Source organism: Parabacteroides sp. Y3-G-102, assembly GCF_023656845.1.
GTDB lineage: Bacteria > Bacteroidota > Bacteroidia > Bacteroidales > Tannerellaceae > Parabacteroides > Parabacteroides distasonis.
The window spans coordinates 31,943-51,807 of the sequence record NZ_JAMOKU010000009.1; the positions used below are offsets into that span (position 1 = coordinate 31,943).

Annotated in this window: 15 protein-coding genes and 1 pseudogene; 7 read left to right on the forward strand and 9 right to left on the reverse strand. The window is 46.3% G+C overall.

What is annotated here, in order from left to right; all coding sequences use genetic code 11:
* Positions 1-19: 19 nt before the first annotated feature.
* The 3 genes and pseudogenes from NBH16_RS06045 (at position 20) to NBH16_RS06055 (ending at position 1,809) form a co-directional block, all read left to right on the forward strand.
* Positions 20-829, forward strand: a complete 810-nt coding sequence (locus NBH16_RS06045; RefSeq protein ID WP_036613207.1) for a helix-turn-helix domain-containing protein — start codon at positions 20-22, stop codon at positions 827-829.
* A gap of 110 nt (positions 830-939) precedes the next feature.
* Positions 940-1,377: pseudogene (locus NBH16_RS06050) on the forward strand (AraC family transcriptional regulator); the annotation flags it as partial.
* 15 nt (positions 1,378-1,392) lie between these two features.
* Positions 1,393-1,809: a pyridoxamine 5'-phosphate oxidase family protein gene (locus tag NBH16_RS06055; protein WP_227154481.1), complete on the forward strand. Its 417-nt coding sequence runs from the start codon at positions 1,393-1,395 to the stop codon at positions 1,807-1,809.
* 116 nt (positions 1,810-1,925) lie between these two features.
* Here the strand turns inward: NBH16_RS06055 and NBH16_RS06060 are convergent, their stop codons facing one another.
* Positions 1,926-2,783 carry an AraC family transcriptional regulator gene (locus tag NBH16_RS06060; RefSeq protein WP_005864418.1) on the reverse strand — a complete coding sequence of 286 codons (858 nt, stop codon included), beginning with the start codon at positions 2,781-2,783 and terminating at the stop codon, positions 1,926-1,928.
* A 147-nt stretch (positions 2,784-2,930) separates the two neighbouring features.
* Between NBH16_RS06060 and NBH16_RS06065 the strand changes: the two genes are divergently transcribed.
* Positions 2,931-3,581 (forward strand): pentapeptide repeat-containing protein, encoded by a 651-nt coding sequence (locus NBH16_RS06065; protein WP_005864417.1) that lies wholly within the window; start codon positions 2,931-2,933, stop codon positions 3,579-3,581.
* Here the strand turns inward: NBH16_RS06065 and NBH16_RS06070 are convergent.
* The 6 genes from NBH16_RS06070 to NBH16_RS06095 all read right to left on the reverse strand — a co-directional run bounded on the left by NBH16_RS06070 (position 3,578) and on the right by NBH16_RS06095 (position 11,730).
* Positions 3,578-3,838: a GNAT family N-acetyltransferase gene (locus tag NBH16_RS06070; protein ID WP_005864416.1), complete on the reverse strand. Its 261-nt coding sequence runs from the start codon at positions 3,836-3,838 to the stop codon at positions 3,578-3,580. The two genes, NBH16_RS06065 and NBH16_RS06070, sit on opposite strands and share 4 nt — an antisense overlap.
* Positions 3,839-3,841: 3 nt before the next feature.
* A complete protein-coding gene (locus tag NBH16_RS06075) occupies positions 3,842-7,081 on the reverse strand; it encodes a DUF748 domain-containing protein (RefSeq protein ID WP_250788223.1) in 3,240 nt (1,079 codons plus the stop codon).
* A 131-nt stretch (positions 7,082-7,212) separates the two neighbouring features.
* Positions 7,213-8,217 (reverse strand): sugar phosphate isomerase/epimerase family protein, encoded by a 1,005-nt coding sequence (locus NBH16_RS06080; protein ID WP_195283820.1) that lies wholly within the window; start codon positions 8,215-8,217, stop codon positions 7,213-7,215.
* Between the two features lie 23 nt (positions 8,218-8,240).
* The gene (locus NBH16_RS06085; protein ID WP_057317133.1) at positions 8,241-9,689 is read right to left on the reverse strand and encodes a Gfo/Idh/MocA family protein; all 1,449 of its coding nucleotides are present in this window, start codon (positions 9,687-9,689) and stop codon (positions 8,241-8,243) included.
* A gap of 150 nt (positions 9,690-9,839) precedes the next feature.
* Complete coding sequence (locus NBH16_RS06090) at positions 9,840-10,622, reverse strand: porin family protein (RefSeq protein WP_005864412.1); 783 nt, start codon at positions 10,620-10,622, stop codon at positions 9,840-9,842.
* Positions 10,623-10,635: 13 nt separating this feature from the next.
* Positions 10,636-11,730, reverse strand: a complete 1,095-nt coding sequence (locus tag NBH16_RS06095; protein WP_005854489.1) for a PCMD domain-containing protein — start codon at positions 11,728-11,730, stop codon at positions 10,636-10,638.
* A gap of 310 nt (positions 11,731-12,040) precedes the next feature.
* Between NBH16_RS06095 and NBH16_RS06100 the strand changes: the two genes are divergently transcribed.
* Entirely contained in the window at positions 12,041-13,354 is a 1,314-nt protein-coding gene (locus NBH16_RS06100) for a Gfo/Idh/MocA family protein (RefSeq protein WP_011966673.1), read from the forward strand.
* Positions 13,355-13,402: 48 nt separating this feature from the next.
* Here the strand turns inward: NBH16_RS06100 and NBH16_RS06105 are convergent, their stop codons facing one another.
* Positions 13,403-14,923, reverse strand: a complete 1,521-nt coding sequence (locus NBH16_RS06105) for a DUF4301 family protein (protein WP_005854486.1) — start codon at positions 14,921-14,923, stop codon at positions 13,403-13,405.
* 176 nt (positions 14,924-15,099) lie between these two features.
* Between NBH16_RS06105 and NBH16_RS06110 the strand changes: the two genes are divergently transcribed.
* Positions 15,100-17,313: a RelA/SpoT family protein gene (locus tag NBH16_RS06110; protein WP_008780065.1), complete on the forward strand. Its 2,214-nt coding sequence runs from the start codon at positions 15,100-15,102 to the stop codon at positions 17,311-17,313.
* Positions 17,314-17,442: 129 nt separating this feature from the next.
* Here the strand turns inward: NBH16_RS06110 and NBH16_RS06115 are convergent, their stop codons facing one another.
* Positions 17,443-18,873 carry a CCA tRNA nucleotidyltransferase gene (locus NBH16_RS06115; protein ID WP_005854484.1) on the reverse strand — a complete coding sequence of 477 codons (1,431 nt, stop codon included), beginning with the start codon at positions 18,871-18,873 and terminating at the stop codon, positions 17,443-17,445.
* Positions 18,874-18,961: 88 nt separating this feature from the next.
* Here NBH16_RS06115 and NBH16_RS06120 point away from each other — a divergent pair, with 88 nt between their 5' ends.
* On the forward strand, positions 18,962-19,786 hold the full coding sequence (locus NBH16_RS06120; protein WP_250788224.1) for a hypothetical protein: 825 nt from the start codon (positions 18,962-18,964) through the stop codon (positions 19,784-19,786).
* The last annotated feature ends 79 nt before the right edge of the window (positions 19,787-19,865 follow it).

The following is a 19,865-nucleotide window of genomic DNA, read 5'->3' on the forward strand; positions in this document are numbered from 1 at the left end:
ACTATTTGAATAAAATCGTATGTATCGAGAATTTACCCCATGCGCCCTTTTAGCACCCTTCATCGATAAGTTTTGGGTGTTTAAAGGTTATGCGGAAATAGGAACACGCTTTAAGATTTTAGCGGACGGCTGCACGGATTTCATCTTTTCCATCGGGAATATGACAATTCCCGCGGATGAGCATCAAATGATCATGCAGCCTTATCGTTCCTTTTTTGTCGGTCCCATGAGGTCTTATTCCAATCTTACCGCTACGACAGATTCCCTACATATGCTAGGAGTTCGTTTCCAACCCTGTGGGCTGGCAGCTTTCACGAATGAGCCTTTGGGACAGTTTGCCGATCTTCGCATCCAGTCTTCAGATATTAACCTTTTATTCGATAATTCCTTTGCCGAGATGCTTTGCGAACAGCCGGACGATTCCGTCCGTATCCGCATTATCGAAGGCTATCTTATACGCCTTCTCACCCAATCCATTCAAGTAGACAGACAAATTATATACGCCACCTCATTTATAAAACAGTCCTGCGGACAGCTACCCGTACAAAACTTGATCGACAAGATTTGCATTTGCCAGCGGCATTTCCAACGTAAGTTCAAGGATGCCACCGGATATACTCCCAAAGAATTCAGCCGGATCATAAAATTCCAATATGCCATAGAAGTACTGAGGAACGCCCCACACACGGACTTAAGCAGCATCGCCTTAGATTGCGGCTACTATGACCATTCCCACTTTATCAAAGAATTCAAGCGTTTAGCGGGAGACGTTCCCTCTTACTTCCTTACTTTACCAAATCCTGCGGATGAACCGCTTACTTATATTTGATTAAAAATAAAATCGCAAGAATCTATCACATAAAAAGTCGTTTTTTTACAACCAGAAAGAATAGTCATTCCGTATGTTTGCACTATTGAACTTTTACAAATAAGAATCTTATGAATTACACTTTTGAACTAAAAGAACTACAAGCTACACACATCGTGTATCTTCATCATCAAGGAGATATAAGCTTTATCCCAAGCTCTATCAGAAAGCTTATGCAATGGGCCGGGCCAAAAGGACTTATAACCGGTCCAGCAAATAAACTTATATCAGTTTACCAACACGAAGGAAAGGAGTTAAGTGTGGATATCGGTTTAACAGTGCCTCAAGAGGTAGAGGGAGAAAATGAGATCTCAAAAGGATTATTATCCGGAGGACTTTATGCGATCGGGCATTTTGAGATAGGAACGGATGAAATACCCGCCGCATGGAGCTTGATGTACACGCTTACATCCAAACACCAATGCAAACCTTGTGCGGGCAAATCATTCGAGATCTATCAAAGCATCCCCCTCGATCAACATCCACAAGATAAATGTATGATCGATTTATGTATACCCGTCCAGATGATAGACCTCAAGCTAATCGAGGAAAAAGCAATTTCCATATTAACGGAATGTGATACCGCTATGCTCGCGTCTGTTACGGAAGAGGGTTATCCCCGTCCGGTTCCTATGGGAAAAATAAAAGCGGATGGTATTTCCCAAATATGGTTCTCTACAGGCACGTTCTCTGATAAGACAATACAATTCCAACTCAACCCGAAAGCCGGAGTTTGCTTTATGAAAGGAGGAGACAGTATCGTGTTAACGGGTAAGGTCGAGATCGTTTCCGATATGGAAATCAAGAAAGCCCTTTGGTCTGACTGGATGTTCGCTCATTTCCCTGGAGGAGTAATAGATCCGAGCTATTGTATATTGAAATTCACTTCCGAAGAAGCGACTTATTGGATCGATAATGAATTTGTAAAAGCAAGTATATAAGTTATCACATCATACTATCGCATCTAAAATATTAAAAATCTTGATTGCCGCTAATTATAGAAGACGGCAATCAAGATTAATTCATTTATTCACTTCAGAAACCTCTCTAGCTCTTATTATTCTACCGCCACATAAATCTGAGTCAATAAATCCTCCGGCTTCGTATTACGAGGATCATTCAAGTAGATCTCGCCGCTAGGCACTTCTCGTAAGGAAAGACCCATCTCGGGGAGATATTTGCCGTAAAGCGTATCATACACAGCCCCTAATTGCTGATAAGTTCCCTTATAAAGAGCGACCATAAAACGCCCTTCCAATACCTTTTTCGTACCAATCTCCCCTTTAGGGCAAACCGAAGGAGCGACTTCCATACAAATATCGGTACGCAGCTTATCCGGTGAGGTCACTTTCGGATCATCATGGTACAAGCAGATCGGTGAAAAACTCAATGGCTGGATGTTTTGCTCCTTGGCGAATTGGAGCAAGCGCATCCAAGTTCCCAGATAATCGATTTCTTTATACCCTCCGTTTAGACGAATGTAGGCTACTTGTTTGCCGGGTAAATCTTTTACCTCGACCTTCAATTCCATATCGGGCATTATTCTATTCGGCTCCATAATTACATAATCTTTATTGTTTCTATATTCATTTGGAGAAATCCCATAAAACTGGCGAAAAACCTTAGACAAAGAAGAGGGTACGTCATATCCTACCTTATAGGCGATCTCCTTGACAGGTATTTCCGTGTAACGCAAAAGCCGAGCGGCCGTCTCAACCCGCATCCTAACGATAAACGTACCAACCGGTTCCCCTAAGAACTCCGCAAAGATCCGATGAAAATGCCAACGAGAGAATCCGGATATCTCCGCCAGCTTATTTAGATCGATATCCTCGCCTAAGTGATTATTTATGTATTCAACCAATACATTGATACGTTGTTGATACTCTGTCTTTGTCGTTGTCTTTATTCGCATGATTCTTAGGATTTCAAGGCAAAAGTAGAAGAATTATCCCGAACACACTTTTCCGATATTGCTAAAATGAACTATAAAGTAAAGATATCGTTTATTTAGCCCAAATCCGTTATCTTTACCATCTAAATTAAAATAGGAAACAATAACATGTTGAAAATAACAGCGCCTAGATTGGTAAAAAACTTACGGGAGGATGTGGACTGGATGGATTGTATATCCAGACAAGAGGATGATTTTGCGGAATGTTCTTTCAATGGATTATGCGTCGAGGACGTATCTAAACAGAACCTATCCGTTAATTCCTGCTTATTCACCAATTGTGGTTTCATTGCTTGCAATTATCGTAAATCTCAGTTTAGCGATGTGGTATTTAAGAACTGTGATCTATCAAATATAAATTTATCCGGATGTGGCTTTTACCGGGTAGAGTTCATTGGATGTAAACTTACCGGAACGAATTTCTCCGAATCGATCTTTAATCATACTACCATCCGGGATTGCAAAGGAGATTATGTAATCTTCTCCATGAGCAAACTCCGGAACGTATCTTTTAATCAATGCTTTTTACGAGGAGGCGGATTGGACAATTGCCAATTTACGAACGTAGAATTCGAACATTGTAATTTAGTAGAGGCCGAGTTTCACCGGACCTCTTTGAAAGGGATCGATCTTACTTCCTCCGAGATCGCCGGTATACGTATTGGCTCGATTCCCGGAGGAGAGTTGAAAGGTGCTACCGTAACCTCCTTACAAGCACTGGACATCGCTAGAATGTTAGGTATTACGATCAAGGATTAAAACTCCGGATGGCGTTTTAACCACACAACCGCATAGGAACAGGTAGCCAAAGGGCGCAACCCCTGTTCCTTTGCGTATTTATAAGCTGTTTCAACAAGAGTCGCCGCAATCCCACGCCCTTCCAAGTTTTTTGGGACAATGGTATGGATAATGTCCAAGGCATCTCCTCTTAAACGATATTCCACATAGGCTGTCAAGCCGTCTTCTACTACCTCGAAACGATGTTTCTCCGGATAGTGATTTACTGTATATTCCATTATTTATTCTTTTAAAGGTTCTATTTCCTTATTATTTGTATCAATCTCCTCCCGCTTATCCTTCTTTTTATCGAGACCGAAAAAGCGCTTTACCTTCGTGAAGAAACCTGCCACTTTCAAGGCCGCATCCTGTTCTTTTTTCGAGACTCCAACTGATTCCACCAAGGCTGGTCTTAGCATCTGCCATAGATAGTTAAACGTGGAATGATACGGATCTCGCACAATTTCCATATCGACCTTACGCAATTTACTATCTTTTCGCTCCGGATGAGCCGGATTATTATCCCGTAGAACTAAGTTCGCCAATCTCGACAAGAAACCTTTTTGTGTGGTCTCTCCGTCTTTCTCTTTCAATAAAGCCACTTTCAATTTCCGGTACGGGAAGTCTAACCGTATCCGGCCTTTCCGGCTTGAGGCATCCATATGAAAGACCACATCCTGTGCCCAACCGCTCACTACTTCCGCCGGCGCCAGAGGTTTTATGATCTCATTTAAGGAAAGCAAGTCTAGGCTATCCAAACGGGCATCCAATAGAAAGCGGTCATATAATGAATCCACGGGGAGTTGCCATGTAGCCGTGAAATGCCCCGATCCCATCAGGTTCCCGTCCGCATGCAATCTGATGAATTGCTCCGGATAGGAAACGATATTGGTCAATCCTGAGAATTGGCCGTTCATATCGGTAAAATAAAGCTTACCGGGTTTGTCACCTTTAACAGGCAATTCCTCATAAACCACGGAGAAATTGGCAATGGAAGCCGTATCTATCTTGAAACGGACCGGAGCCTTTTGCAAACCCTCATAAATCATCGGGACGATATGAGGCTCCACCGGGATCTTCCGGTTCTTTAAGTTTTGTAATAAGACATCGTTTATCCAGAGCCCTCCCACATGTAATTCCTTGGTTGAGAAATATCCGGGAATATCCACGTCGGTCAATCTCACGTTCCCAACCTTCACGTCAAACCAATCTTGATGCTTAGGCTGTTTATAAGCGAATTCCATTTTAGAATAAGGCGAGACTAAATGTACGTGATCCAACCTCAAACCTGACTCTCTCAAATCCAGCCCCCCGATTTTCAAATGGTAGAAGCCGTTATCCAACGGTATATCGATATCCTTCGTCTGTAGCTGAAGATCACCTAATTGAAACGTCTTCTTCTTCAAATCCACAAACACATTCTCCAAAGCCAATTGGATATCCTTTTGGCTCTCAGTCCGCAATATTGTCGTATCCGATCCCCAAGACATAGAAAAATCACCATCGGATAAATCAAATCGGTCAAACCCGATCTGATAGATGCTATTCTTGGGAATCCGGATTCCCGTTAAAGAAATCAATGGGGTTGAAAAACGTATCGAGTCTTTTTTAGCAGCCAAAGTCACATCCTGTAGACGGAAAGAGCCGTTTACGGTGGATAGCGAACCTTTTCTTATAGTCACACGCAGATCCTTCCCCGGTAAATAGTTATCGAAATCCCGGAAACTAAGACCAAAATGATCATACTTGAAAAACAATTGCCCACTCCGGTTCGTTTGCTCATCCACCAAGAAATTCGTAGCAAAGAAATTAAGGCCGTTGAGTCGGTACCGGGTCGTGTCATTTATCTCACGATCCTCCAATGTCACATTTGCGTTCTGAATCTGGATCTTACGGATGGAAAGATACTGAAGGAAAGGATTTAACAAACTTTCCACATCCACACGGCTATTTACAGATGCGCTTTTTCCTTTATCCGGAGATTCAACAGAAGGCGTTTTATAATAAACCAAGCGAGGCGACCGAACCTTCAGTAAATCTGCGCTAACACCTTTGTCGTACGCCAACCCGTCTATCCGGATCGTATCGATACTTCCCGACAAATAATCATTACGGGAGCGGACCGACAACGGACGTAGTCGCATGCTATCTATATGAAACGAGCCTAAGGCCGTATTCATCGCCAAACGCTTAATATCGAACCGATGATTACGAGCCCTCATGATCCCTTGTATATCATTCGCCTCAAACGCAATGGAACGAAAATAATTCAGTTCCTCGCCCGGAGCTACCAAGGAGTCGATCAGAAGACCTTCCGCATGGAAATTAAACTCAGGGATCGAGAAGTCCTCTATCTGCCCTTTCAAGGCTAAGGAATAGTGAAGTGCGGTTCGCTCTATTCGTATTTGATCCACGGATATACTATGTAGTACCGGAGAGATCACATCATATAACGATAAGGCTTGCACCAAAGAATCCGCATCGGCATTCGCCTGCTTCTTCTCCCGAGTCAAGTCATACACCTTAATATCCGAAGATTGTATCTCAAAATTACGGGCGGACAAATAGTTCAAGGCTTCTTCCCGTCTAAAGTGAATCCCTTGTATCTCTACGGTTTGTACCTTCCCTTCCAGATAATTCGTTGGTTTCCGATTGGTCTCCCCCCACAATAATTCTTGCGGAAGCAATTGGATTTTTTGGATATAGATAATGGAATCTTGGGTACTGAGGCATATACTATCCGTCTCCAACTTAAAATCATTATTTACCAACAAGGTTTGCGGCTGGTTCGTGACAAAATCGAAGTTATCGCAATACAACAGCTTCCCGCTCCGTGAAGAGGTAGAATCCAACATAAAACCATACGCATGGAAACTTACGTTATTCAACGTATAGATAATCGGCGAGACTTGGTTTTCCACATTATAAGAGATACTGGCATTTTCCAAGTTCAAGGTCTTTACGCTCAGGGCATCTATGTATGGAGAGATCACCTCGTACAAGGTCTTCGATTCGGCATGCTCTACCGTATCTGCCGCCAGTCCGGAAACTAACGGGTTTGATCCGGAAGAACCGTATACACGAACCTCCGGCGAGCGGATCTCAAAGGTATTGAAATGGAGTTGCCGGTAATTCCAACGCCATACCAAATTAATTCCCTTAAAATCTATCACCTCAATCCGGGTACTTACATAGGTATCGGGCAAGCTATCCAAGGCGGCCCAATGTTCAAAGACCTTAGAGTCCGGCTCCAATGAAATACCCTCTAACCTTAGCTCTCCCTTGAAGAAGCTAATAGAAAGCTTATCGAAAGAAAGGCGATAAAAACCATCCGTAGCATTCGCCGTACGCTCTATCAGTTCTCTTTTCAGGTACCGCTCCAAACGACCTGTCAGGAAAAGATTCAAAACTAGGAACAATACAGCCAGCGATAAAACAGCGATCACCGTATGTTTCAATATCTTCCTTATCCTAGAACTCATCCTTTCCTTGATTTTTGCGATATAAACTTCTTTTTATAAAAACAAAATAGACCCGTTTATGTTGCCTTTCATCTAATAAAAAAGCCCCGGAGTCTATTAACCCCGAGGCTTACGATCTATCGATTGTTACTTCATTTTACAAAAGGAGCCTTGATCAAATAGTCGGCGCAATCCTTCACACCCGCAAATTGAGTACGTCCGTCCGGCATCTGCTCCAACTCTACGAAATAGTCTTTGATTCCGTTCGCATACATTTGCTTGAATATCATCTCAAAGTTCATCATACCACTTTGGCCGAATACGGCACGATCCTTGATATGTAATACCTTGATACGATCCGGATGTTTCTGCATATACTCGACAGGATCGTTTTGTCCCATGACAGTCCAATAAACATCCATCTCGAAGTAAACCTTGCTCGGGTCCGTATCTTTCAGCATCAAGTCATAAATCTGGTCTCCGACTTTCATGAAAGCGGCGAAAGGATTTCCTTTCACCTTCTCCTGTTGCTCTTTCGTCGCGACCCGATTGAACTCCATATTATGATTATGATAGCCAAAACCAGTGGCGATACCTTCCGCCTTGATAACATCCGAGGCCTGATTGAAAATATCGCAAACAAGTTTAGCCTCATCGTGCGTAGTAATCGTCGGCATCATCGGCTGGATCAAATATTTACAGCCTAGTTTCGCATGATCGGCAGCCGTAGCTTTCCAATACTCCATGATCTTTGGGGTAACCTCCTTCGAGTATTTGAAAATCATAGCCTTAAAAGGGTCAGAGATAGATGCGTCGACTGGATTCACGTGCGAGCTAATGATCTTCAAGCCTGCGTCTTCCGCCATTTTCTTGAAGTCCATCATAGGAACACCTCCGATAGCGCCTTTACCATAACCCGCCAACTCCAGCTTGGAGTATCCCATATCCTTCACCTTCCGAAGATTAGCGGCCACGTCACCTTTATATAATTCTTGGGATAAAGAATAGATCTGCAAGCCAATCTCTTTGCTGGCATGGACCTCATCCACAACTCCCAACGCAGCGTTCGCCGCATTTACGGAACCGGCTTTACCAGCCAGCAATCCACCAGCGGTAAAGAGAGATATATTTTTTAAGAAATCCCGTCTGTTACTCATAACACCATTCTATTTAAATAGGCTTATTTACAGAAATAAGGCAATGAATACGGGTTGCGATATTGATACCAGTACAAACGGTGGGAAGCCGCCTCCTTATCATTACCGAAGCTTAATGTAGCCGGGTTCCATTTAACCGGACGGCCTAGCTCACGGGCAATATTCTGTAAACAGCAAAGCGTATTCGTACTGCAACCTACCTCAACCGGTGCGATCGGATTCTCACGTGAACGAACGCAGTCGATGAAGTTCTGCATATGCGGAGCACTAGTCTCATAATTACCCGCATCGTTACCCTTCTTTTTGCTGTCTTTCAGCTTCTTCATATATTCCTCATACATCTTCTTACGCTCTTCCGGAGTCATCATTCTCGGGCGCTTCTCGATCAAATTCTTCAAGTCGGCGGGGATCTTAGACTGATCAGAGCAGTTGATGTAGCCACGAGCTACCTCGATCCAACCATTATCACCAACAAACTTAATACCCTGCGCATCCGGATTATCCTCCAAATAAGGTTGTTCAGTCATTACGATACCATTCGCATAGCGCATGGTTGAATATTGCGTGCCATTGTATCCCTTAGGTGTAAACTCTACCGGACCAGAGCCATCCATACCGATAGCGGCTTGGGCGATATCGAACATATGAGCGCCCCAGTCAGCGGTATAACCATTACCGGTCTCTTGATACCAACGCCATGCACCCCATAGTTTCTCGTTCTCTTCCGGGTCCAGAGAAATAGGAGGACATAAATCGGGATGATAATGGATCTTCGGATCGTTCAACGGACCCATCCACTGATTGAAGTTCAAATTAGCGGGAACCGGCATTTCCGGCAAGCTCAGCGGCGTAGGAGGCTCACCTACACGTGCATATATTTTCTCTATATGACCGATGGCTCCATTCTGAACCATATCGATCGCAGCTTGGAACTCTCTGCTGGAACGTTGCTGGCTACCTACTTGAAGCACACGTTTATTATTACGTACGGCTTTTACCATAGCCAAACCTTCAGCGATCGTATAAGCCAACGGTTTCTGGCAATACACGTCTTTTCCGGACTGGCAAGAATGGATCGTAGCCAAGGCATGCCAATGGTCCGGGGTAGCGACCTCGATAGCGTCGATATCCTTACGCTCCAGCAAATCCTCGTAAAACTCATATTGATCACAACGTTGGTTCATTCCCTTTGAGGCTTGCCATTCAGCGACACGTCTTCTGAAACGCTCTGTTTTCATCGTGTCCACGTCACAACATGCGGCAACCTGTACGCCCGGACATGCGGCAAATCCTTTAAAGTCTGATAATGCTTGCTGACCTAGGCCGATAAAACCTAAAACGACTCGATCGCTCGGAGCGATACGAACGCCATTCATGGCCCAACTGGGAAGAATTGTTAAACTAGCCAATCCTAGTGCGGAAAGACCCAAAAACTCTCTACGGCTTACGCCCTTCTTAGTGTTTTCTTTCATGGTAATTTTGTTAATAATATAAGATAAAATGTAACTTGGTCTGAGAATTATTGCCCCAAAGTTATAAAAAATAATTTATTTCCATAATAATCTTTTAATAAAAAAGGCTATCCTTGTCCGGGATAGCCTTATTTTGATTCATATCAATTCCTAAAACGCATATCCGAAGCCTACGTTCAGATAGATCGGATACATCCCGAAGGTAATCGTATCGAAATCCTTTTGGAAGATATCGTTCAATCCCCATGTCAAGTCAGCGTATACGATAAGGTGCTTAAACGCTTTCCATTCTGTACCGATCTGCGCTCCCCACTGAAACTTTCTTAAGTTATCCGAGAAATCATAGGAAGCACGGTTGTCGCCGGAAAACTCCACCTTCGTACCGGTAGGATTGATCTCACGCAGATATCCGTCGTATACGTAGCCGGAGAAGTTCCGGTTTGTAGCGAACGAGACAAATGGTCCCGCCGAGAAACTCACCCGGTTATTCAATTGGTAAAGAGCCACGACCGGTATCGAGAAATAAGTGTTCTCCACTTTCGTCTGCACGCCGCCGGTCCAGTTTCCTTTCAGCTTCTCGCCACCGGAGCCAATGATCTCCATGCTGTAATTCTTAACCGTCGCTTTTGTCTCCATACCTTTATTCTCCAGACGGAGACCGATCATCATACCCCATTCCTTGCTCTCGCCGAACCATTTCTTGATATCGCCCTCTATCGAGACACAAAGCGTAGGGCGATAACTATCTATCGCACGAATCTCACGAGGCAATGGCACCGGAGCGGTTCCGCCGATATTGATACCGGCCTTTACCGTATATTCCAATCCCCTTAGGGAAGACCAGATTATTCCTTGGTTTCTTTCCTGCTGCGCCTTCAACGTAACGACACCCGACAAGCACAGTATACCTATTAATACTATATATCTTTTCATATCCTCTGTTTTTTTAGTTCTCACCGGACTGGATTATCTCAACCTCATCGATCCAAAGCGTGCTACCTTCCGCTCCCTCGAAGACATCACCTTTCAAACTCGAAGAGAAGACTATGGATAACTGATAACCACCTTTCGCCAGCTTATCCTTATCGATCACCTTACCGGGCTTAGCCACGAACGGGATATAGAAACGCGTCCACTCATCCGTCTCTTTCTGATCGCTGATCCGGGCAACGGATATCAGGTTCGGGCTTGTCAGCCCGTTGAAACCATCCAAATATTTCACATTCTCATCCGTCTCATAGAAGATGGCGTAGATATCACATTGGTCTTTCTTACCTTTTACCTCCTCGCCATTCACTTTATACGACTCTCCCGCTTTATATTTATAATAACCACTCAAGTAAGTCGGCACATGATCGAAAGGACGTCCCAATCTCGTGCCTTTCCTTGCGTCCGGAATAGCGTTCAGCAAATCAAACGTACCGATAAAAAGGTTTCCCGCGGCGATAGGCATACCGAATCCGCTACCGAAACTACCCGTGCTGCGGGTCACCAACTTAGCGCATTTACCGACATATCCGTTATCGTCTTGCATGGTTGGGAAGTCTAAAGGCTCCAATTTATTATTGGTCAAGGCAAATCCGGCATTCCCGCTCGCCCAAGTCACGGAATCTCCATTCGATGTAAAGTCATAGAATATCTGGTAACGTCCATTCTTCGGCTCCATCGTTATATGCTCGAAATGATATTCCGTGCTTACGCCGGAGACGATACAACGCACCGTATAAGTCTTTGTCCAGTGACCATCCTCGGAAGTTACCGTATAGGTTCTCGGCGTCGTAAAATCAAAAGCGGAACCACTAGCCGGAGTGATAGTAGCGCCGGGAGTCAAGGTGAATACCGGGGCTAGGTTTGTAATATCGGCGTCACTTTTCACGGTCAGTGTCACGGATTCGTTGTCGATCTCCGGCTCGGCTTTCAATATATCGCCATCCACCGTACACGACAAGATATCCGCTTCCGCATTGGGCGCCTCCTCCCGGATACATGAAACAGAGATCATCACCATAAAAAAACAGAAAAGCAAATTTCGCAAAGTCATACTCTATACATTATATTATATACAACACATCGCCCTTTTAGGGTGAACATAATGCACAAAGTTAAACTATATTCTCCAATATCGCATCCCTATATCTTTTAATAACTTTTTTTACAAAGACGCAATGGTACATATCCTTACAATACCAACCTTACCGGACAGATATACTTCAAGTACCACAGGATATATACTTCAAGTGCCATAGGATATATACTTCATCGACTAAGTAAGTAGTTAAAAAGCTATTATCATTTGCGATTGTAAAGGATTTCGCTTAATATTGCAAATACTTTAAATCAATAGTAATACCATGACAACTCGAAGAGATTTTCTCCGGCAGACCGCTTTGCTCGGTGCCGGACTTACCATCAGTCCTTTTTTCATTAAAGCCGGGAGCGCTGGTGTGGGCGCAAACGATAAGATAGGCGTCGGGCTTATCGGATGTAACGGCATGGGATTCGAAGACCTGAAAGCGTTCCTTCGTAATCCGGAAGTAGAGTGTATCGCCTTGTCGGATATTGACGAGAACGTATTGAATAATCGGGCGGCAGAGACCGAGAAGATCACCGGGAAGAAAGTAAAGCATTTATATAAAGACTGGCGTAAATTGATAGACAATAAGGATATCGATCTCGTAATCGTAGGTACTCCCGATCATTGGCACTGCCTGCAAATGGTATCCGCTTGCCAAGCCGGGAAGGATGTGTATTGTGAGAAACCGCTGGGAAATAGTATCGAGGAATGTAACATCATGGTACGGGCGGCGCAGAAATACAACCGGGTCGTGCAGGTAGGCCAATGGCAACGTAGCGATCCGCATTGGCAGGACGCCATGCAATTCGTACATAGCGGACAGCTGGGTAAGATACGCACCGTACGTGTATTCTCTTATCAAGGTTGGTGCCCCTCTATCCCCGTCAAGCCGGACGAGGCGGTGCCCGCCGGAGTGGACTATGATATGTGGCTGGGGCCGGCCCCGAAACGTCCGTTCAATCGGAACCGTTTTCATTTCACATTCCGTTGGTTCTGGGATTATGCGGGAGGTTTGATGACGGACTGGGGCGTACATTTACTGGATTACGCATTGTATGGCATGAACGTCACCGCACCGGAGTCTATCATGGCTTCCGGAGGTAAATTTGGTTATCCGGATGACGCTTGCGAGACCCCGGACTTATTGCAAACCATTTATACATTCAAGGACTTCACCGTTATGTGGGATCATGCGATCGGCATTGACGACGGGGCCTACGGACGGAATCATGGCCTAGGATTCGTTGGCGAGAACGGTACCTTGGTGATCGATCGTGGCGGCTGGGAGGTTATTCCGGAAAAGGTAAACGGACAGGCCCGCATGGAGGCTGTTCCCTTGAAGAAGTCATACGGAGAGGGTGGCTTGAATTTGCATGCGAAGAATCATTTGGAATGTATCAAGAGCCGGAACCGGAATTGCAATGCCAGCGTAGAGATCGGGGCGCATATCGCCAAGTTCTCCCAATTAGGGAATATAGCCTATCGCACGGGTAAGAAATTATCGTGGGATGGAAAGAGTTTCCATGATACGGAGGCGGATAAACTATTGTGCAAGGAATACAGGGCACCGTGGGAATTACCGAAAATATAAGGATCTAGTTGTAGGGACGGGGCACGCCCCGTCTCTACAACTGGGTATTTATTGATGTTCGGGGCGTAACAGGTCGTTCACCGTCTTCACGGGGTTGAATGTCTCGATAGGAACTTCTACGAATACCGTGTTCCAGTCGCTCATGGCACCGTTCCACAAGCCCGGCAATTCCAGCGCTTTCAATTCGCGGCCATCCTTGCTCTTATAAGAGATGAAGCCCGTATTCTTATCCACGTAATCCGGCAAGTTGTATTTCTCTCCCTTGTGATTCTTAACGGCGCAAACCAAATCCACGGGATTAAAGTGAGTACCCTTCTCAAACATCGCCTTCTTAGCCGGATCGCTCATATCGATCTGGGAGCTTTCAAGCACCTGCAAGGAAACCGTACCGTCCGGATTCACCGCAAGGAACGGACCGCCACCCGGCTCGCCCACATTCTTCACCATACCGCATACACGCAACGGGCGAAGCAGTTTGCTCTTGATATACAGGATTAACTCGGCGTCTTCCAGTAATTTCGTATCCGGGTTCTTGATACATAGGTCGTCTTGCAAGAAATGAATCATCTCCTCTACCTCGGCATGGGTATATTTGCCGGTCTCGATCTGTTCCAGATATCTGAAGGCTTTCTCCTGCAATGTTACCAAGACACCGGCGATCACCTTCTTGTAGATAACCGTAGAGCATTTGAAGCTATCCGGAACCACGTTATCTATATTCTTGATAAATACCACGTCGGCATCCACATCGTTCAAATTCTCGATCAAGGCTCCATGCCCACCCGGACGGAACAATAACTTATCATTCTTATCGCGGAACGGCGTGTTATCCATAGCGGCCGCTACCGTATCAGTACTCGGTTTCTGGATACTGAAAGAGACATCGTATTTCACAGAGAACTTCTCCTCGTACTCGCCAGATTTATCGGCAACCAATTGCTCGAATAAAGCCTGATGCTCCGGAGATACCGTGAAATGGATATTCACCTCGCCGGCGTTATTCTTGGCGTACATGGCGCCTTCGGCCAAATGTTCTTCCATCGCCGTACGAACCGTATCGGCATATTTATGGAAAAGCAACAAGCCTTTCGGTAGCTGTCCGTAATTCAAGCCTTTCGGCTCCAATAAATTGGATACCACCTCCTTGTACTCGCCCAAGGCTACCAACGCAGGAATATCTTTCCCTGTATTCTCCACGCACTTCTTGTCCAAAGCCTTATAGAAAGCGAATTTCTCGATCTCGCTAAAGAATTTCTTCTCGAAAGCGTTCATCGGTTCCTTATAATCCGCAGAAAGGAACTCGTACAGATTCTTAAACATACGGCTAGCAGCGCCGGAGGCAGGTACGAATTTTACGATTTTCTTGTTTTTAGCCAGATAAGCGTCCCAAGCATCCATATAAGAAGCCTGTTCCTCTTTAGATATTACCATAATACCTTTTTCTACCGAAGCGGAGGCCGCTATCTCAAGGAAAGGGAAACCTTTTACGAAGCAAGCGAGTTGCTCTTCAATCTGTTTTTCGCTGATTCCTTTGGCTTTCAGCTGTTCTAAATCGTTTGCGTTTAACATAGTATAGTATTTAATGTGAATAATCTCATCAGTAACACCACAGGGCACTTATGCGCTATGTGTATCGCAAATGTATAAAATAACCGCAAGATACATGTTGAAATTCCATAGAAAAAAGTATTTTTACAGCATGTTTTGCGGTTTGTCCTCAACCGGGCAATAAAAATGATATAACTATGGATACAATTGGATTCTTTACGTCTGAGGAAAAGAAGCTGTTCTTCTCCAAATACAGGCTCCTGTTACGAAACCTTTACTCTTTCCTCGAGAGGGAAGATATCCGAAAGATGAAGGAGCTGATGAAGCGGGTTGTCGCCCTCGATTGCTACGGCAGGGATAAGAATGGTATCAACGGTTTATTGCGAAATATTGACACGGCCTTGATCGCCACCTTGGAGATTGGCTTGAAACGCACCTCGGTCATCGCCCTCCTATTATACCGCCCGGTATTGAAGAAAGCGATCACGATAGAGGAAGTGGAGCAGAAATTCGGAGCGGACGTGACCTTGATCATCCGTCGCCTCTTGAAGACCTCCGACCTGTATGCCCGGAACACCGCCGTCAACTCGGAGAATTTCCATCATTTGCTTTTCTCGTTTGCCGAGGACGTACGTGTGATCTTGCTTATGATCGCCGACCGCCTCTGCCTCATGCGTATGGGAAAACAGATGCAAGAGGATGATCGTATCCGGCTGGCTACCGAGGCCTCTTATTTGTACGCTCCCCTCGCCCACCGGTTGGGCTTATATACGATCAAGAGCGAGCTGGAAGACCTTTCCCTGAAATACACGGACAGGAAACAGTATGACTTCATCAAACGGAAACTGAATGAGACGAAACGTTCCCGTGACGCTTATATCGCCGAGTTCATCGCCCCGATCAAGCGGAAGCTGGCAGCGGCAGGATTCAAGTTCGATATCAAGGGGCGTACCAAATCCATACATTCCATTAATAACAAGCTGAAAAAGCAGCAGGTGGAATTCGAGGGTATCTACGATCTTTTCGCTATCCGGATCGTATTGGATACGCCGCTGGAGAAGGAACGCTCGGAATGCTGGCAAGTCTACTCCATCGTCACCGATATGTACCAGCCCAACCCGAAGCGTATGAAGGACTGGATCTCTATCCCGAAGAGCAACGGTTACGAGAGCTTGCACATCACGGTGATGGGCCCGCAAAATAAATGGGTAGAGGTGCAGATCCGTACGAGGCGGATGGATGAGATCGCCGAGCGAGGCCTAGCGGCGCATTGGAAATACAAGGGCGTGAAAGCGGAGAGCGGGCTAGACGAGTTCTTGAATACCGTACGTGCCGCCTTGGAGGCCAAGGAGAATAATCCGCTCGACTTGATGCAGGATTTCAAGATGGATCTATATAAGGATGAGATCTACGTCTTCACGCCTACCGGCGAGCTTATCAAGCTGGCCAAGGGAGCGACGGTCCTCGATTTCGCCTTTGCCATCCACACGAAGCTGGGAAGCAAATGCGTGTCGGCGAAAGTGAACGGGAAGAACGTTCCGATCAAATACACCTTGAACAACGGCGATAGCGTATCCGTCATCACGTCGCCCGCCCAAAGCCCGAAGCGGGATTGGCTGAACTTCGTCGTCACCTCCAAGGCCCGTGTGAAGATCAAGCAGGCCTTGAAGGAGGAGACGGTGAAGGCCGTGGAATTCGCCAAAGAGATGTTGCAGCGCCGCTTCAAGAACCGGAAGATCGACATGGACGAGCCGACCATGATGCGCTATATCAAGAAGAAAGGATTCAAGACCGTCACGGACTTCTACATCGAGATCGCCGAGGAACGCCTCGATCCCAACCAAGTAATCGACGAATATCTGGAGGCTTTCCGCAAGGAGACGGAGACGAACGAGCGTACCGAGGTGCGTAGCGCAGAGGAATTCGTGACGATGACTCCGGTGGAGGAGATATCGACAAACAAGGATGTCTTGGTGATCGACAAGAACCTGACGGGTATCGAATATAAACTCGCCAAATGCTGCAACCCGATTTATGGCGACGAGGTTTTCGGTTTCGTCTCCACGCAGGGTATCAAGATCCACCGTATGGATTGCCCGAACGCCCAAGAGATGTTCAGCCGCTTCGGTTACCGGATCATCCGCGCGAAATGGAGCGGCAAGGGAGACAATGGCTATACGGTTACGTTGCGGGTGATCGGACGAGACGATATAGCGATCGTCACCAACATCACCTCCGTGATCGGAAAAGAATCGAACGTCACGCTTCGCTCCTTAAACATCAACTCGGTAGACGGATTATTCCAAGGTAACTTTACCGTATTGGTAAGAGATACGACCGCATTAAACTTGCTGACGAAAAAGATCAAGGCGGTAAACGGCGTGAAAGCGGTAGAGCGATTAAATTCTTAGACAGTGTACTGTGCACGAAGTACCGTAGTACTCTGCACGAAGTACTACAGTACCCTCTAGGAAGTACCGCAGTACTTCGTACAGGGGACTGTGCCAACTGTAAGACTGGGTCTTGTGACTATACCCGGATCACAGAATCGGCTTCAGCCCCATCTTCTCCGCACGTTGTATTAGGAACTGCCGGGCCGCCTCATACTCGTTCGGGATCACGCCGTCGAGGATGGCGTTCTTGATCGCCTCTTTCAGCACGCCGACAGGCTTGGAGGGAGCCAAGCCAAACGTCTCCATGATCTCCTCGCCGGATACCGGGGGTTGGAAGTTACGGACACGGTCTTTTTCCTCTATATCGGCCAGCTTCTCGCGCACCTTACGGAAGTTGTTCAAGAAACGGCGAACCTTCTCCGGGTTCTTGCTCGTGATATCGGCCTCGCACAGTTTCATCAAATCGTCGATATCATCTCCCGCGTCAAACAGCAGACGGCGGATCGCCGAATCCGTCACCTCATCGTCCGACAAGGCGATCGGACGCATATGCAGGCTTACCATCTTCTGCACGTACTTCATCTTCTCGTTCATCGGGAGTTTCATCTTCCTAAAAATACCGGGGATCATCCGCTCACCGATAAAATTATGATTATGGAACGTCCATCCCAAGCGAGGGTCGAAACGCTTCGTGGCAGGCTTGGCGATATCGTGGAAGAGGGCGCTCCAACGCAGCCATAGATTATCGGAAGTCTTGCTCAAACGATCCAGCACCATCAAGGTATGGGCGAAATTATCCTTATGCCCGATCCCCTCCTTGGTCTCCACACCTTTCAAGGCGCAAAGCTCGGGGAAAATCAATGGCAACAGTCCGCATTTATCCAGCAAGTCGAAACCGATAGAGGGCTTTGGCGAGAGGACGATCTTGTTCAACTCGTCCACGATACGCTCCTTGGAGATGATGGAGATACGCTCCCGGTTGCGGATGATGGCGTCGAAGGTATCGGGATCGATAAAGAAACCTAATTGAGTGGCGAAACGAACCGCGCGCATCATCCGGAGCGGATCATCGCTGAAAGTAACATCCGGGTCTAAAGGCGTACGGATCGTAAGCTCGTCCATATCCTCCAACCCGCCGAAGGGATCGACCAATTCTCCGTAACGCTCCTTGTTCAGGCAAAGGGCCAAGGCGTTGATCGTGAAATCCCGGCGGTTCTGGTCATCCTCCAAAGTGCCATCTTCCACGACTGGCTTACGGCTGTCATGGCTGTAGGATTCTTTCCTTGCCCCCACGAATTCCAGCTCCAGATCGCCGGCTTTCACCTGCGCCGTCCCGAAATTCTTGAAGACAGAAAGATAAGCACCACGCCCGATCTTCTTGGCCACCCGTTTGGCCAACTCGATACCGCTGCCAACCGCTACCACATCTATATCCTTAGATGGGCGGTTCAAGAAAATATCCCGCACATATCCGCCTATTACATATACCTCAACACCTAGCTCTTCCGCCGCCTCCGATATCAAATGGAAAGGCTTCGCGGATATATGATTTACTATCTCTTCCTCGTTTATATACATATTTATGTATTCCAAATCCAATAAAGAGCGCAAAGATAATCAAATTTCATGTACTTTTGCGGTATCAAATACATTGAACGAGAAAGATATGAAAAAGTTAGCGATCTGTATAACGCTCATTGCCGCCATTTTAACGGGCTGTAACGGAGACGAGAAAGCGGCTCAGACCCGTTTGGACAAGGCCCGGGCCATGTACGAGAATAACGAGTTTTTCGGGGCGAAGAACGAGATAGACAGTATCCGGGCACTCTATCCCAAGGAAGTAAAGGTACTGAAGCAGGGATTAACGCTTATGCGCCAAGTAGAAGTAAAGGAGGCGGAGCGAAACATCGCTTTCTGCGACAGCTTACTCCCGATCAAGCTGGAGGAAGTAGAGGGATTGAAGAAAGGCTTCGCTTTCGAGAAGGATTCCGTTTACGAGGAAATCGGCAATTATATCTGGAAACAGCAGACGATCGAGCGCAACGTGCAACGTTGTTACGTACGTTGCGGCGTGAACGAGGAGGGCGAGATGTATCTGGCCAGCGTATATTACGGCGGACGCCCCATCGAGCATACGGGAATCAAGCTGAGCCTGAAAGACGGCCAATTCGCCGAGACCGCTTCCATCCCGTACGACGGCGGACTGAATTACCGCTTCAAGGATATGGGAAGCACCACGGAGGTAGTGACCTACAAGGGGGAGCACTGCGTCGATGCCGTCAAGTTCATCTACGATAACGAGAAAGAGCGGATCAAGGTGGAATACACGGGAGGCAAGCCTTACATTATATATATGGCGGACGCCGACAAGAAAGCGATCGTCAACACCTTCAACCTCGCCACCGTATTAAGCGATATCAAGAGCATGAACACCTTGAAAGAGAAATCAGAGAAGAAGATCGCTTATCTAAAGAATAAACTGGAGGAGTAGAATTCCTCCATACAAATGGCCTACCTATAAACAAAGCACCGGGACCCCTACCATACAGTAGGAATCCCGGTGTTAGTAT